The organism is Streptococcus sp. DFI.7.26 (genome assembly GCF_022240605.1).
GTDB classification, from domain to species: Bacteria; Bacillota; Bacilli; order Lactobacillales; family Streptococcaceae; genus Streptococcus; species Streptococcus xiaochunlingii.
The window spans coordinates 108891-125150 of sequence record NZ_JAKOGN010000004.1 but is presented as its reverse complement, the minus strand read 5'-3'; the positions used below and the strand labels follow the sequence as shown (position 1 = coordinate 125150).

Annotated in this window: 15 protein-coding genes and 1 tRNA gene; 1 reads left to right on the top strand and 15 read right to left on the bottom strand. The window is 38.4% G+C overall.

Annotation, left to right across the window (positions count from 1 at the left end):
* Window positions 1–138 precede the first annotated feature (138 nt).
* The 12 genes from L0M85_RS05810 to ychF form a co-directional block, all read right to left on the bottom strand.
* On the bottom strand, window positions 139–621 hold the full coding sequence (locus L0M85_RS05810) for a hypothetical protein (RefSeq protein ID WP_048789295.1): 483 nt from the start codon (window positions 619–621) through the stop codon (window positions 139–141).
* A 172-nt stretch (window positions 622–793) separates the two neighbouring features.
* A tRNA-Glu gene (locus tag L0M85_RS05805) sits at window positions 794–865 on the bottom strand.
* Between the two features lie 386 nt (window positions 866–1251).
* Complete coding sequence (gene ftsH, locus L0M85_RS05800; protein ID WP_048789294.1) at window positions 1252–3225, bottom strand: ATP-dependent zinc metalloprotease FtsH; 1974 nt, start codon at window positions 3223–3225, stop codon at window positions 1252–1254.
* A 10-nt stretch (window positions 3226–3235) separates the two neighbouring features.
* Window positions 3236–3778, bottom strand: a complete 543-nt coding sequence (gene hpt, locus L0M85_RS05795; protein WP_048690450.1) for a hypoxanthine phosphoribosyltransferase — start codon at window positions 3776–3778, stop codon at window positions 3236–3238.
* A gap of 5 nt (window positions 3779–3783) precedes the next feature.
* Window positions 3784–5058, bottom strand: coding sequence for a tRNA lysidine(34) synthetase TilS (tilS, locus tag L0M85_RS05790; protein ID WP_129822616.1), 1275 nt, complete (start codon window positions 5056–5058; stop codon window positions 3784–3786).
* Window positions 5058–6341, bottom strand: a complete 1284-nt coding sequence (locus L0M85_RS05785; protein WP_238656650.1) for a serine hydrolase — start codon at window positions 6339–6341, stop codon at window positions 5058–5060. The genes tilS and L0M85_RS05785 overlap by 1 nt, the downstream gene beginning before the upstream one ends.
* Entirely contained in the window at window positions 6334–6462 is a 129-nt protein-coding gene (locus L0M85_RS10020) for an SP_0009 family protein (protein WP_260469288.1), read from the bottom strand. The genes L0M85_RS05785 and L0M85_RS10020 overlap by 8 nt, the downstream gene beginning before the upstream one ends.
* Window positions 6462–6830 (bottom strand): septum formation initiator family protein, encoded by a 369-nt coding sequence (locus tag L0M85_RS05780; protein WP_023024832.1) that lies wholly within the window; start codon window positions 6828–6830, stop codon window positions 6462–6464. Before L0M85_RS05780 ends, L0M85_RS10020 begins: the two co-directional genes overlap by 1 nt.
* Entirely contained in the window at window positions 6823–7089 is a 267-nt protein-coding gene (locus L0M85_RS05775) for an RNA-binding S4 domain-containing protein (protein WP_023024830.1), read from the bottom strand. The genes L0M85_RS05780 and L0M85_RS05775 overlap by 8 nt, the downstream gene beginning before the upstream one ends.
* Before the next feature lie 63 nt (window positions 7090–7152).
* Entirely contained in the window at window positions 7153–10665 is a 3513-nt protein-coding gene (gene mfd / locus L0M85_RS05770; RefSeq protein ID WP_238656654.1) for a transcription-repair coupling factor, read from the bottom strand.
* On the bottom strand, window positions 10658–11227 hold the full coding sequence (gene pth, locus L0M85_RS05765) for an aminoacyl-tRNA hydrolase (RefSeq protein WP_023027433.1): 570 nt from the start codon (window positions 11225–11227) through the stop codon (window positions 10658–10660). Before pth ends, mfd begins: the two co-directional genes overlap by 8 nt.
* A 70-nt stretch (window positions 11228–11297) precedes the next feature.
* Complete coding sequence (gene ychF, locus L0M85_RS05760) at window positions 11298–12413, bottom strand: redox-regulated ATPase YchF (protein WP_238656649.1); 1116 nt, start codon at window positions 12411–12413, stop codon at window positions 11298–11300.
* Window positions 12414–12571: 158 nt separating this feature from the next.
* Between ychF and L0M85_RS05755 the strand changes: the two genes are divergently transcribed.
* Window positions 12572–13066: a DUF1307 domain-containing protein gene (locus L0M85_RS05755; protein ID WP_238656648.1), complete on the top strand. Its 495-nt coding sequence runs from the start codon at window positions 12572–12574 to the stop codon at window positions 13064–13066.
* Between the two features lie 35 nt (window positions 13067–13101).
* Here L0M85_RS05755 and L0M85_RS05750 read toward each other — a convergent pair whose 3' ends face one another.
* The 3 genes from L0M85_RS05750 to dnaA form a co-directional block, all read right to left on the bottom strand.
* Window positions 13102–13293: a DUF951 family protein gene (locus L0M85_RS05750; RefSeq protein WP_061564542.1), complete on the bottom strand. Its 192-nt coding sequence runs from the start codon at window positions 13291–13293 to the stop codon at window positions 13102–13104.
* A gap of 63 nt (window positions 13294–13356) precedes the next feature.
* Window positions 13357–14493, bottom strand: coding sequence for a DNA polymerase III subunit beta (dnaN, locus tag L0M85_RS05745; RefSeq protein ID WP_006595327.1), 1137 nt, complete (start codon window positions 14491–14493; stop codon window positions 13357–13359).
* 160 nt (window positions 14494–14653) lie between these two features.
* On the bottom strand, window positions 14654–16024 hold the full coding sequence (dnaA, locus tag L0M85_RS05740) for a chromosomal replication initiator protein DnaA (protein ID WP_048690429.1): 1371 nt from the start codon (window positions 16022–16024) through the stop codon (window positions 14654–14656).
* Window positions 16025–16260 lie beyond the last annotated feature (236 nt).

The window sequence follows — 16260 nt, the reverse complement described above, 5'->3', positions numbered from 1 at the left end:
TCAGTTTTCAAAGGTCTTTGTCGCTCTCGCGCGACAACTATATTAGTATATCACGACCATGAAAACTTGTCAATATCTTTTTTCTATTTTTTTAAATTTTTATTTTTTTATGAAAAAGGATGCTTTTTACATCCTTTTTCATAAATGTTGATCCTTGAAGTCTTTCAAGTATTCTTTTAGCCTTCTCCGCATCTTTGCTCTTCCTGAAAAACGTTGATTCATCAGAAGTTTATCATAATCTTCTTTTTCTTTATCGGTTAGATTTTTTCTGAATTCTTTCAGGGCTCCTCTTAATAGGACTAGTTCATCCAAAAAGAGTTCTTTTGATCGAAGTCGATGACTAATTTCACCAATCTCTGTATAAGGTACCTTGTTTAATTTCCTTTTGTCGCTCTCTTGTTTTCTAACCTTATCCTTTATGTGATTGCGAAACTTTGTTTTGAAGTAGGTTAATAGAATTTCTTCATTTTCTTCTACCTCCGGATTACTTATTTGTAACTCATACAGCACTAGTCTTCCCTCTTGTTCCCAATCTGCGTGATCCCAAAGATGAATATAAAATTCCTTTTCACATTTCCATACTATCCATTTTACTTTTTCATATGATTTTTTAAAGTTCATTGGACCTCCTTTCTAACTAGTCTTCATTTTAAAGGAGGTTTTGATTTATTTGTGCTTATTTTCTATTTGGGATCTTTTCTTATTCTAATTGGTCATTATTTTGATAAGAATGTCAGAATAATGGTTTTATCAAACAAAAAAAGTTGCTACGAATGTAACAACTTTTTTGCGATAGTCCGTACGGGATTCGAACCCGTGTTACCGCCGTGAAAAGGCGGTGTCTTAACCCCTTGACCAACGGACCATTTTTACAACGTAATCTATTATATCAGTTCATTTTCATCTGTCAACACTTTTTTGAAAAAAAAGAGCCGAAATTTCGGCTCCCTTGAATGTAGACAAACTATTGTTTTACATAAAAAAGCAAGATGCTTTTCAAAAAATTACTTTTATTTTTAGTCATTTAGGAAGATTAGAAACTTTTCCGCCGTGAGAAAAGTGCCTGAAACGTAATAGTTTCAGGCACTCGGAATTATTGAGACCTTAGGCTCAATAATTAGTCATGGAACTTCTTAGAAGTTCGCTGACGTCCGATCTCACCTAAGGAAAGTTTTTAGAAGACTTTATCTTCAATCTGAGGAGCCGAAATTTTCGGCTCCTTCTAAAAGCTTTAGAAGACTATAGAGTTTATTACTTATTTTCTTCCATTTTAGATTTAATTTCTTCATAAGATAATGGTTTAGATTCTTTTTCTAATTCTAAATCAGTATCTTCTGGCATTTTACCTGTTTCATACAACGACTTAATTTGAACACTGTCCAAGGTTTCGTATTTCAACAAGGCTTCTGCAATCAATTTGTGGGTCTCACGATTGCTCTGGATGATTTCAGCCGCTTTATTGCGAGCTTCATTCAAAAGACTTCTTACTTCTTCATCAATTTCATATGCTGTTTGCTCTGAAATGAATTTTTGAGTCGTTTGAGCTCCAAACATAGCATGGTTGCCTTCGTATTGAACTGGACCAAGTTTTTCACTCATTCCATATTCCGTTACCATAGCACGCGCCATTTGGGTCGCTTGTTCAAAGTCATTGGAAGCTCCTGTGGTTTGGACGTTGAAGATAATTTCTTCTGCAACACGTCCTCCCATCAATCCAGCCAATTGTTCTTTCATATCTTCTTTAGAAAGAAGCATTTGGTCTTCTTTTGGAAGAGCAATCATATAACCACCAGCACGTCCACGTGGAACGATGGTCACCTTGTGAACAACACGAGCATTAGATAAGACTAAACCAACAATGGTATGCCCTGCCTCATGGTAAGCAACCAATTCGCGTTCTTTTTGAGAAACTGTTCTGTCTTTCTTAGATGGACCAGCAATCACACGGTCTTCTGCTTCATCAATATCAGATGCATCAATAACCTTCTTATTGCGACGAGCCGCTACCAGAGCTGCTTCGTTTAAGACATTTTCAAGATCCGCTCCAACAAATCCCGGTGTTTGTTGGGCAACTAGTTTCAAGTCGACATCTTTTGCTAATGGTTTATTTTTAGCATGGACACGCAAGATAGCTTCACGTCCTTTTACATCTGGACGGCCAACTAAAACCTTCCGGTCAAAACGACCTGGACGAAGGAGGGCTGGGTCCAAAACATCTGAACGATTGGTTGCTGCAATCACGATGATACCTTCGTTCCCTTCAAAACCATCCATCTCAATCAAGAGCTGGTTGAGGGTTTGTTCCCGTTCATCATTTCCCCCACCAAGGCCAACTCCCCGTTGACGTCCAACAGCATCGATCTCATCGATAAAGATAATGGCTGGTGCTGCTTTTTTGGCATCTTCAAATAGAGAACGAACCCGGCTTGCACCGACACCGACAAACATTTCAACGAAGTCAGAACCTGAAATACTGAAGAATGGTACTCCGGCTTCACCTGCTACTGCTTTTGCTAGAAGGGTTTTACCAGTTCCCGGAGGGCCTTCAAGAAGAACACCTGCTGGGATACGGGCACCCAATTTTGTAAAGCGTTTTGGATCTTTTAAGAATTCAACCACTTCAACGAGTTCTTGTTTTTCTTCTTCAGCCCCTGCTACATCTGAAAAACGAACCTTGATATCTTCTTTATTGGTAGCACGCGCTTTGTTACGGCCGAAATTCATAGCACCGCGGGCGCCACCGCCACCACCTTGATTCATCATAGAGAAGAAGAAGAACATGACAATCACAAAGGGAACGATTGAAGTCAGAATGGTAATCCACATTCCACTTGAGCTTTCCCGTTTAATAGTGATGTCAGCCTTATGTTCGGATGCTAAGTTTTGTAATTCTTGAACAGTCAAATCAGACGGTAAAATCACACTCGTGAAGCGAGTTACCTTACTTGGACTTGGAGTGAAAAATTGAACCCCTGTATCATCCTTGCTGGTTTTTGCTTTGTTATAAGTACCGGAAATTTCAATGACACTACCGTTTGGCTGGTAGTTAATTTCCTTGACGTTGTCTGATTTAAGCTCTTTTACCAATTCTGTATAATTGATCTGCTGACTTTGTCCGATACTATTTCCAGCAAAGAAATACTGAAAACCTGTAACAGCAGCTACAATAATCAATAGATACAGAAAAGGATTTCGAACAAAACCATTGTTTTTGTTATTTTTCATCTAGTTTCCTCTATTTTGAATACACTTCTTCTTTTAATACTCCGATATAAGGAAGGTTTCGATAGTTTTCATCGTAGTCTAAACCATAGCCCACAACAAACTCGTTTGGGATGGTAAAGCAAGTGTAATCTGCTTCAATCTCAACCAAGCGTCCTTCAGGTTTATCCAACAAGGTAGCAATTTTAACAGATGCTGGTTGACGTCCTTCAAACAATTCTTTCAAACTCTTAAGAGTTTTACCAGTATCAATGATATCTTCAACAAAGAGAATATCTCGACCCTTAATGTCTTGGTCCATATCTTTGATGATATTAATCACGCCTGAGCTTGATGTTCCACCATGATAGCTAGACACTAGCATAAAATCCAACTCAATATGCGTATCAATATGTTTGATCAATTCCGCCATAAATGGGACTGACCCTTTTAAAATCCCTACTAAAATCGGATTTTTCCCTTGGTAATCTTCTGTCAGTTTTTGACCAAGTTCACGTGCTGCAGTCACGATTTCATCGTGGGAAATGAGTATCTTTTTGATATCTTGTTCTAACATCTTTTTTACCTATCTATTTTCTGGATATAAATTGTATGCTTCATTATACCATTTTTTAATTCCTTACTCAAATCACTGATCGCAATTTCAGGAATAGCCAGTATTTGTTTATCTTGTTCTAAAACCACCAGATTGTTTCGTTGATTTAAAGGGATTTTTTGGTTAATCAACAATCTGCTAATTTTTCTATGGTGACCGTTCATCAGAATACGATCTCCCCTTTTACGGGGGCGAATAAAAACTGGGTGGTTGTTTGGAAGTGGGATTGCCTCCATATATGAATCGCTTGGTTCCACTCCAAATAAAAAGCGATAAGCACCTACTGTCTTTATGGTTCCAAATTGTAACAAAACTTCTGACATTCGGTCATCCGTCCTACGACTGATTTTCCGAATTTCAAAATAGTGATAGTCTTTGTAAAGTTCATAACCATTCTTTAGAACTTGTTGCGTATTGGACTTGGTCACTACTATTCTATGTAATTGTTCAAATTGTGCCCGACTCAATTGCAAGTCTGGAAAACTAGCTAGATACTCTTCCAGCAAATAAATCTGAACAGCTGGTGATTGCTTTTGAAACTGTGTCACATCTTGTGGATTCAAATCTTTGGTCAACTCTTTTAAAGCCTGGTGCCAATGACTGAGATCCTCTCCTAAGTTGACCAAAGCACTCGTCACTTGAGGATTTTCTTTTTCTAACAGTGGGAGATAACGATGGCGGATACGATTACGGAAATAGTCCAAGGAGCGGTTGCTCTTATCCTCATAATGAAAAATTTCTGGAAAATCCTTTTTTTTGAAATATAAGAGGGGACGGATCAACACACCCTGTCCAAATGGTTGTTTTAAAGGAATACCTTTTAAATGCCGTGGACGACTCCCACGAATCAGACGCATTAAAATCGTTTCTGCCTGATCATCCATATGATGAGCGGTGACGAGAGCGCTACAAGCTTCTTCTTTCATAACTTTTTCAAAGAAATCATAGCGGAATTGTCTAGCTTGGCTTTCAGAAAAAGGACCAGAGAAATGGGCAACCTTCAGCGGTAGATGTTTTGCTTCAGCTATTGCTCGAATTCCTCTTTCTTCTTGGTCAGCTTCAATGCGTTGGTGATGATTGACATGAGCAAGTACGAGGTCGATTCCTAATTGGTGCCGATAATGGTAGAGCCAATCCAGTAAGGTCATGGAGTCCACCCCTCCTGATAAAGCCAAAAGGACTTTTTGATGAGATTCAAAAAGCCCCTCCTTTAGACAGAACTGAAGAAATTTATCTTTCATTACTGTAAGACCTCATAAATATCTTTGGCAATTGCTGAGATAGTCTCGTAATCAGAGTGATCCGTAAAAATAGCTAAAATAAATGGTGATTCTGTATAAACAATGGCGACATCATGACGGAAATCATAGGCATCTCCAATCTTGTGAGCGACCTTGACTGGGATATCTTTTGAAATTCGTTGATCATCAAAGCGAGTCTCTGACAGAGCATCAATGATTCCACCATTTTGTTGGTAGATAGCTTCCATGACATTTCCTGCCATTTTTGGAGATGCCATTCTAGTTTCTACATTCCACGTTTTTCCTGCAATCTTATTGGTCACCTTTTGAAATTCTTTGTCTGATTGATGCGTTACATAATAGCCTAAAATGTTTTGCGCAACATTATCGGATTCTTTGGCCACCCGGTTAATCAAATCAGCAACGGTATAATCCTTATCATCTGGTATTTTTGAAATACTTCCACTGCCTTCCGGTTCATAAGCTCCAGGATAGTCATTGACTTCTTTTGTATATTTTAAGGAAGTCTGCAAATCTACATGGCTCTCGTTTACCTCTTTTTGAGTATAGTACAAATACAAGAGCTTGGCTATACTAGCAGAATACATTTCCTGGTCTTCATGTATCCCAGCAGTCTTTCCAGTATCCACCTGCTTCACGTAAACTGCAATTCCGTCTTTGTTGTACTTCTGATTCAGAATCTCTTGGACTTTTTCCATCCGATTATCTGTAGCAGAAAGTTCATCTTTTGCAATCCATCCCTGGCCAGAAATTTCTAGGTAGGTCCCTTTTAAAGTTATGGCAGTCTTGGTGATTTCAACCTTACTATAGGGAGTCAGACTTGTTTTTTTGCTTTTTACGCCATTTACCAAGGGTTGATCATAAACTGTAAAAGAGGACGTCAGCCACATGGTCTTTTTTTCTTCTGTTAATTCCAAAACCGAATCTTCGTAAATTTGATCTTGATCAGCTACTACATACTGTTTATTCGATAATTTAAAAACAGATTTCCCTTGATCATTCACAAATAATTGATCAACAGTAAAGGGAGTATCAGGCTTGATTTCCCCAGCTTTTTGACGCAATTCTGGATCCGAATAGGTCACGATTGGCTGATAAACATTCGGGTTAGATGGGATGGAGACAAAGAAATGATCCTGAGTCCCTATTTGACTAGCGTAAGAAGAATCAGCAGTCAATGGAACTTGGACTTGGGATGAATTAGATAAGGGTTGGGTGACTAAGAAAGTAGGAAAAATCATCCAATAAACTAACTTATTCATCCTTGCTCCTTTCCTGAGTTTCTTCTTGCAATTTTAAGGCTTGATTTTTTTTAGCTAACTCTTCTAATTTTGTATCAGAATATTCTAGAAATTGTTGAACAGTTTTTACAATATTTTCCATTATTTCGGTAATAAATTAGGTATCGTATAAATATATTCGCCATCTTTAGAGAAGGAATATTTTGCGCGTGCATATTTTGCAGCATATTCATCATCCTTCAATTTCTCTACGATATCCTTTTGATATTCTTTTTCCTCAAGGGTTTGCTGATATTGTTCTTGCAATTGAACGTATTGTTGTTTGCGTTTTTGAAGCGTCTGATAACTCTGAGCCAGATTATAGGTTGGGAGGATAAACAATAAAATAATTAAAATGAGAACCCAACCCATAAAACGGTTCTGTTTTTTTCGCTCCTCATTCTGGTATTTCTGACGCTGATGTTCGTCTTGAATATACCGATTATTCATTTGTACAATATTTTTAGGCATCTTCTTCTATCCTTGTTTCACGAATGATTTCATACATTTTAGACGCATCTTCTTTTTTGGTGCTATCTAACATTTCCAACACTTTTACTGTCAATAGCTTATTTCCAAAGCGAACTTCGACTTCGTCATTTACCTTCAAGTCGGTTGAACTTTTCGCTAGGACCCCATTGACTTTGATGCGCCCCTTATCGGCTACTTCTTTAGCTACAGGACGTCTTTTGATAATGCGGGAAACTTTTAAATATTTATCTAATCTCATCGTATCACCTCTAATGTATTATTGTACCATTTTTTTAGAAAGAGCCTAGTAAAATCTTTCTTTCTAGTCTTGTTTTTCCATTTTTTCCTGCTTGATGGCCAGTAATTTTTCCCCAAATTGTCGCAAGCCTTCTAAAATTTCGAAGTCTTTTTTATTTCGCACATCAAAGATTAATTCAATCAATCCTTGGCTTTCTGCAATACGAGCTTTTAAATTAGTTGCTGATAAGGCAGCAAAATAATCTTGAGTCAAAAAAAGTTGCTTGGTAATTAGCTCAAATTTCACCGTTAGTTGATTGTCTTTTCGATCAACCTCTTTAACAAAGACCTGGTCCAGATAAGATTTGATAAACCCTATTTCTAGGAGATAGGCTACCACATCAGGGTATTCTCCGAATCGATCAATCAATTCGTCTTGCAAAAGCTCATAATCTTCTTGAACTTGTATTTCTCGAATACGTTTGTAAATTTCAATTTTTTGACGTTCATCGGAGATATAATCACTTGGAATGTAGGCATCAATTTGGAGATTGAGCTCTGCATTTCCTTTTTGGCGTTTTTTCTCTTTTCCTTGTTTCTTCTCAATAGCAGCTTCGAGTAACTGTGAATACATTTCAAATCCGACTGAATCGATAAAACCAGATTGAGAAGCCCCTAAAATATTTCCGGCACCTCGAATAGACAAATCTCGCATAGCAATCTTAAAACCAGATCCTAATTCAGTGAATCCTTTAATAGCTTCAAGACGCTTTTCAGAAACTTCTGTCAAGGTTTTATCCGGCCGGTACATCAAATAAGCATAAGCAATGCGATTGCTTCGTCCAACCCGTCCTCGCAATTGGTAAAGGGTAGACAAGCCCATATGGTCGGCATTTTCAATAAAGAGGGTATTGGCATTTGGGATATCCACCCCTGTTTCAATAATGGTGGTTGTGACTAAAATATCATACTCACCTTCAATGAAATCCATCAAGGTGTTTTCCAACCGCACCTCACTCATCTGTCCATGGACAAACCCAATAGAGGCTTCCGGTACCAATTCTTGTAACTCTGAAACTTTTTGCTCAATGGTATCTACCTTGTTGTAGAGATAATAAACCTGACCTCCCCGATCCATCTCCCGACGAATAGCATCTCGGATAATGGTTGGATTGGTTTCTAGGACATAAGTTTGAACGGGATAACGATTGGTCGGTGGGGTTTCAATAACAGATAAATCCCGAATCCCCAACATAGACATGTGGAGGGTCCGAGGAATGGGTGTTGCCGTTAAGGTTAAGACATCGACCTTTTTCTTTAATTCCTTGAGGGTTTCCTTGTGTTTGACACCGAACCGTTGCTCCTCATCAATCACGATGAGACCGAGATCCGCAAATTCCACATCCTTAGATAAGAGACGGTGGGTTCCAATCAGAATATCGACCTGGCCTTTTTTTAGTTTTTCCAAAGTTTCTTTTTGCTCAGCACGACTCCGGAAACGACTCAAGACATCGACTTCTACTGGAAAGGCCTCGAAGCGTTCTTTGAAATTGGCATAGTGCTGTTGAGCTAAGACTGTTGTAGGAACTAATACAGCTACTTGTTTGTGGTCTTTGACAGCTTTAAAGGCCGCTCTCATAGCTACTTCTGTCTTCCCGAAGCCCACGTCACCGACCAAGAGGCGATCCATAGGGCTTGAAGACTCCATATCTTTCTTAATTTCTTGGATAGAGCGAATCTGATCATCAGTTTCAACATATGGAAAGGCCTGATCAAAAGCTTCTTGATTCTCATCATCTGGAGTAAAGGCAAAGCCTTGTAATTGACTGCGCTCTGCGTAGAGTTGAATCAGATCATCTGCAATATCCTCTACTTCTTGACGGACCTTTTGTTTGGCCTTTTGGAAGCGACCATCGTTCAGTTTGTTGATTTTAGGAGGCTTGCCATCACTCGCAACGTACTTGGACAGCATCTGGATTTGATCCACAGGAATGGAAATCCGGTCCCCATTTTGATACTGGATGGAGACATAGTCTCTGTGAACGCCAGAAATTTCAATGGTTTCTAGTCCTAAATACTGACCAATTCCATGAACCTGGTGAACGACGTAGTCTCCCTTTTCCAACTCATTGTAGTTTTTCAACCGCTCAGCATTGGAAATAGTTTGCCGACGAATCTTTCTTTTAACCTTTTTCTGAAAGATTTCTGTCTCTGTAATGAGGACAATCTTCTCATCTACAAAATGGAATCCACGCGTCAAACCACCGATGATCAACTGGCTTTGTCCTGGATGAAGCTGATCGGGCGCAAGATAATCCAGGTCAATCCCATAGTCTCTCAAGTGCTCTTGTAACTGCTGTAAGCCTTGTTTACTCGTCACTTGAAGGATGACTGTGTAATCTTGTTTACGGAAACGGTCAATTTCATCCTTTAAGAGAGTAAATTGACTGAAGAATTCCTGCATGGGGTATTGGTTAAAAGAATAGAGGGCATCAAATCGCAGATTTCCCAAGCCTTTTTGGAAATTTGAAAAATAAGAAGCTGGTTTATAAGTACGTAAGAGCGCGCTATTATCCGCAAAATACAGAGCTTCAGAAAAAGAACGACTCTTTTGTAAATCCTCTGTCAAAAGGTTAGCAACTTCTACATCAAACCGCGTTTCCTGATCCATGATTTTATGGTAATCATCCAAAAAAACAGGAGCATGCTTGGGCAGGTAATCAAAGAGAGTGTAGGTTTGCTGATAAAAAAGAGAGAGAAATTTTCGACTATCTGCATGGAGTCGCTGGTGATGCGCCTCTGTGAGAATCTCAGTCAAATAGGATTTTAGCTCTGGATTAGGGCTTTTTTGAATCAGATTTTCTAGGTTCTTCTGTCCTCTTAAAAAATCATCTTTAGTTAGTAACATATCACTAACTGGATGAACTGTTATCGCATCTAGATTTTCTAGTGAACGTTGAGTCTCTGGAGAGAAAGTCCGAATGTCATCTATCTCATCTCCAAAAAATTCCAGGCGATAAGGGAAATCTTGACTGGCTTCAAAAAGATCTAAAATATCTCCTCGAAGACTAAACTCGCCCTGTTGGCTTACCTGTGAAACCTTTTGATAGCCCATGGCCAGTAGGGTATCTTTCAATTCTGTCAGATTCCGTTCTTCTCCAACAGAGAAAGATTGAATCATAGAGCTGAAAGTCTTTGGATTAGGTAAGAGCAAACGGCTACCACTGACATTGGCAATAACGATTCCTTCTTTTTCTGGAGCTAGGAGAAAGTCCAGAGCTTCCAAACGAGAAAAGACCCGTTCTTGGGAAGCAAAGACAAACTCTGCCAAGGGATTGTCATCTCCGAGGAAAAGATAGACCTTTTCTTCACCTAATAATCCCAGTAAATCACTGGCGAGCCGTTCTGCTTCATTTTGAGAAGAGGTCAAGACCAAGACCTTGTAACCATCTTCAACAGCTGTTGCCATGGTAATAGCTTTAGTAGATGAAGAAAGACCTAGTAAAAGAGAGAGACTTCTTTTTTGCTGGTCCTGTTGCCATTTTCTGATATCTTTATTTTGTTGAAATAGATCAACCAGTGTCTTGTATTTATCCATTGTATCGTTGCATTGCTTTTTCAAATTGACCATCTTTCAAATAAAAACGAAGAGCTTCTTCTGATTTGTCGATGGCAAGGAGGATGGCAGCATAATCATCCTGATCAAATTTCCCTAAAACATGGTGGACCACTGACATGCCATGCTTAGGTCTTCCGATTCCAATCTTGATTCGATTAAAGGTCTGAGTTCCAATATGGTTGATAATCGATTTGATTCCGTTGTGGCCTCCAGCCGATCCTTTGGCTCGAAGGCGAATCTTTCCTACTTCCATATCCAAGTCATCATAAATAACGACCAAATCTTCCACCTCTAAGCCATAATAAGTCAAAAGCGCGTGTACAGCCTTGCCACTCTCGTTCATAAAAGTGGTTGGTTTGACCAAAAAGACCTTTTCTCCATCTATAAAAGTAGAGGTTACATCTGCTTGAAAAATCTTATCATGTGAGAAGGTGAGATTGAGAGATTTCGCCAGCTGATCTACTAGCATAAACCCCACATTGTGTTTGGTTTCTACATATTTATCTCCCGGATTTCCTAATCCGACGATTAATTTTGTCATTTGCTTTCCCTTTCAAAAGCCAAAAGGGCTGGAATTTGTTTCCAACCTTTTGGTTATTTACTTGTTTTCTTTATACATTGAAGCGGAATTCCATGATATCGCCATCTTGAACGATATATTCTTTTCCTTCTTCTCGCAAGCGTCCAGCTTCTTTTACAGCCTTTTCAGATCCGTATTTGACCAAATCATCATAAGACATCGTTACTGCACGAATAAATCCTTTTTCGAAGTCAGAGTGGATAATACCAGCTGCTTGAGGAGCTTTCATCCCACGTTTGAAGGTCCAAGCACGAACTTCTTTTTCACCAGCTGTAAAGTAAGTTCCCAGTCCAAGTAAATGGTAAGCTGCACGGGTCAACTTATCCACACCTGATTCTGTCAACCCAATGGCTTCAAGAAACTCTTTTTTATCTTCATCGTCTAACTCAGAAATTTCTTCTTCCGCACGCGCAGAAATAACCACTACCTCTGCATTTTCTGTTTCTGCGAATTCACGAATTTGCTTCACATAATCGATCGACTCTGGGTCTCCAACGACATCCTCATCCACATTCGCTACATACAGAACTGGTTTAGTGGTCAAGAGGAAGAGACCTTTGACAACTTTTTGTTCTTCGTCTGTGAATTCAATGGTACGAGCTGACTTCCCGTCTTCCAGAACTGGCTTAATCTTTTGGAGGACATTAAATTCTGCAACGGAATCCTTGTCCTTTTGCGTACGGGCCATCTTTTCCACACGCGCATAGCGTTTATTCACAGATTCTAGGTCAGCCAAAATCAACTCTAGGTTAATAGTATCAATGTCTGCTATTGGATCAACAAAAGCATCTTCACGACCTTGCTCCCGCATGACATTTTCATCATCAAAAGCACGTACCACATGGACAATGGCATCCACTTCACGAATATTGGCCAAGAATTTATTACCAAGTCCTTCCCCTTTAGAAGCACCTTTTACAATCCCTGCTATATCTGTAAATTCAAAGGTTGTCGGAACTGTCTTCTTAGGAGTGATCATTTCCGTTAATTTTTGGAGGCGTTCATCTGGAACTTCTACCATTCCAACGTTTGGATCAATGGTCGCAAAGGGATAGTTTGCAGCCTCTGCTCCTGCTTTTGTAATTGCGTTGAATAGGGTTGATTTACCAACGTTTGGCAAACCAACGATACCTGCTGTTAAAGCCATTTATCTTCTTCTCCGTTCACATTTCAATCCCTTTTATTATAACATAATTCAAAGCACAAGATAATGAAAAAATGCTCTCTCTTAAAACTAAAAGTCACCTGTCCAATCCTGTAAGAATATGGTATAATCAAACCAACAATAATAAAGGAGTTTTCGTCATGAAAAAACTATCAATTAAATCGATCCTTCTGCCTCTTTTAGCAGTCTTTACCCTATTTCTTCTGGGAGCTTGTGGACAAAGTACAAAAAAAGGGTACCTTCAATTAATTAACCAAGATAAGAAAACTGATATTCGTTTGATTGTTGAATATCAGGGTGATAAAATTCTAAGTACAGATTCTACAACTGTTATTTACTACGAAGGAGCAGGATTGCCAAAAGAACAATTAAAAAAAGTTATTGATGAATACGATAAAAAATTCAAAGATGTCAAAGGATTCTCACACTCTGCAGAATATAAGGATGACTATCTCGTTGAAAAAACAAAGATTGATTATACCAAGGCAGATTTAAAAGAATTACAAGAAAATCAGTTAATTGCTGCACAAGAAAATCAAAATGTTGATTACATTGGCTACAAGACAACACTTAAAACCTTTAAGTCTAATGGCTTCAAAGAAGTAAAAGATGGAAAATTTGAAGAATTAAAATAATACAAAAGGTTCAGTCACCAAGATGACTGAACCTTTTACAATACTTTTTTCATTTTTTGATCGAAATCATGACGGCTCATCATGACCATATGATCACAATTACTACAACGAATTTTGATATCTGCTCCTACTCGCCGAATTTCCCAACGATTGGCTTTTTTCCCTGTTGCTTTAATAGTACAAGCATGGGGTTTTTTCATTTCTACAAAATCACCGACCTGATACATGGATTTTCCTTTCATCAACATAGAAGACGAAAAGCTAGCCTGTTCAATGCTAGCTTTTGGCCCTTAATTGGTCCGAACTGGTGTAATTAATTGAATGAAGCGTTCAGATTCCTCAGCTGGTACCAATGTAAAGGGACGAACTGCAGAGATGAAGCGAATGACGACTTTTTCACTTTCAATAGCTTTCAAAGCGTCAATCAAATAAGTTGGATTAAAGCTGATGTTTAAATCATCTCCCGAAACTGCTTCTGTATCAATTTCTTCATTCACACGCCCTACTTCAGGAGAATTGACGTGGGCAGAAACGACCCCACTAGCGATTTCTAATTTAACAGTACCGTTTTGAGTAGCATTAGACAACAGGCGGGCCCGTTCCATGGCTTGGCGAAGATGAGCAACTTTAAAGGTTACTTCCGAACTAAACTCTGTTGGAATCAAGCGATCCGTATCTGGATAGTTTCCTTCCAACAGGCGTGTGTAGAAACTGATATTGTCACTTCTAAATAAAATCTGGTTATTGGCAAAGAAGACTTCAACCTGTTCAATCTCATCTGAAAAGACAGACGTTAATTCGCGTAAAGAACGGCTTGGAATCACAACATCAAAGTTATCCCCATTTTTTTCAAGGGTAATATTTTTTTGACTCATTCGATGAGAATCCGTTGCCACCGTTTTTAATTCCTTGTGATCAGAAAGAACAAAATGAACTCCTGTCAAAATCGGACGACTTTCCTGAGTACTTGCTGCAAAAGCTGTCTCAGAAATGATTTTCTTTAAGGTTTGAATTGGGAGCGTTAGAGGGTTGCTGGCTGAAATTTCTTGAATACGAGGATATTGTTCTGCATCTTTTCCTTTAAGGGTAATTTCTGATTTTCCACTAACTAATACAATTTGTTTTTGTTCGATTTCTTTCACATCTAAAACGACATCTGGTAGACTGGACACAACATTGATAAAGAAAGTTGCTTCTAAAAGAATAGCACCTGGTGTCGTTACTAGAAGGCCTGCATTTTCATCTTTAACAGAAATAAAGTATTCGATTGAGATTTGTCCATTTGATCCAATGAGAGTAATCCCTTCAGAAGTGACATCAATCTTAATAGTGGATAAGATTGGAATTGCATTTTTTGAACTAATAGCTCTTTTTGTCGTATTTAAAGCTTGCAGGAAATAAGCCTTGTTAATAGAAAAATTGATCATGAGATCTCCTTTTATTATTTTAGTATTAGTAAGTTAATAGTAATAGTAGAGTGTGTGGAACATGTGGAAAACTCTTCTAAAGCCAGACAGGAATTGAAAAGTGCCTTGTTCACAACATGTGGAAAAAGAAGCAAGTTTTTCTAGGACTGTCCACATGGGATTACTTTAATTTTTTCTTGATGGTTTGAATCTCAAGTCTGAGATTGTCATCAATTTCGATCATCCCTTTGATTTTTTCATAAGCATGCATGACCGTTGTGTGGTCTTTTCCTCCAAATTCACGACCGATACGAGGAAGACTATTGTCGGTCATCTCGCGGGCGAGGTACATAGCTACTTGTCGAGCTAGGACAATATTTTGAACCCGTCGAGAACCTTTCATTTCATTGACACTGACATTGTAAAATTTTCCAACTTCCGTTTGAATCTTTTCAATAGGAATCACCGTAATTTGTAAGGCTTCATTCTTACGAGCTCGAATGGCTTCAGCTGCGACATCAATTGTAATATCTTTGATTTTTTTAACTCTTGCCACAAGAGAGATATCATTCAACGCACCCTCTAAGTCTCGGACGTTAGAATCAAATTGACCTGCTAGGTATTCGAGTGTATCATCCGGGAAAGTAAAGTCCAGGTCTTCGATTTTATTTCTCAAAATAGCGATTCGAGTTTCAAAATCTGGTGGTGTAATATTTTGCGTCAAGCCCCACTTAAAGCGCGTGACTAGACGTTCTTCTAAGCTATCTAAATGATCAGGACTACGATCGCTGGTTAGGACAATCTGCTTATTATCCCCATAAAGAGCATTAAAGGTATTAAAGAACTCTTCTTGAGTTGTAACCTTTTTTCCTCCAAGCGATTGAATATCATCAATTAAGAGCAGATCCAAGTTTCGATAGGTTTTTTTAAAGGTATCCATATCATTGAGGCGAAGACGCTCTAAAAATTCATTGATAAAGGATTCTGCTGGGATGTATTTTACTCGAGCATTTGGGTAGTTTTCCATAATCTGATTCCCAATTGCGTTGAGCAAATGCGTTTTACCTAAACCGGGTCCTCCATAGATAAATAAAGGATTATAAGTGGTAGCAAGGTTTTCAGAAACTGCTAAAGCGGCAGCCAAAGCCCATTGATTTCCGTCTCCACTTACAAAATTATCAAAGGTGTATTTCTTTCTTAATCCTGTTTGGATAGGAGGCAAATCTACTATTGGAGCATGGCTAACTGCATAGTCTCTGGTTGTTTCTGAAAGGGGAATAAACTCCTTTTCTTCTTCCTCTTCTTCAAGATTGAATTGATAGGAAATGGTTAATTCTACTGCATAAATTTCAAAACCAGCAGTCAGAATCACCTTTGTCATATTCTCTTCCCAGAATAATTTCTTTACTTCTGCATCTAAATAAATAACGGCTTCTTGTTGATCGACTTTGATGAGTCTTGAAGTAAGGACAAAATAGTCAAAGATTTCTTTTTTAAATGTCTTTTTACTTAATTCAATCACACGATTCCAGAATGTTTCTTCTCTTGACACTTATCGCCCTCCTATTCATTTTTTACTTGCTATGTTTTTCTTATTTTATCATAAAAGGAGGGAGTTTTCCACAACTTGTTCTAAGGGAATAAAAAAGAGTTTTTTCCACAATATGTGAATAGTTATCCCCAATGTGTGTAGAAGTTTTCCACAGGTTGGGGATAAGAGAGAAGAAAGTAGAAGTATCAAGTAAGGAGGAGTTTTAAAGAAGTGGATAAATCTGTTAATTGTGTTAT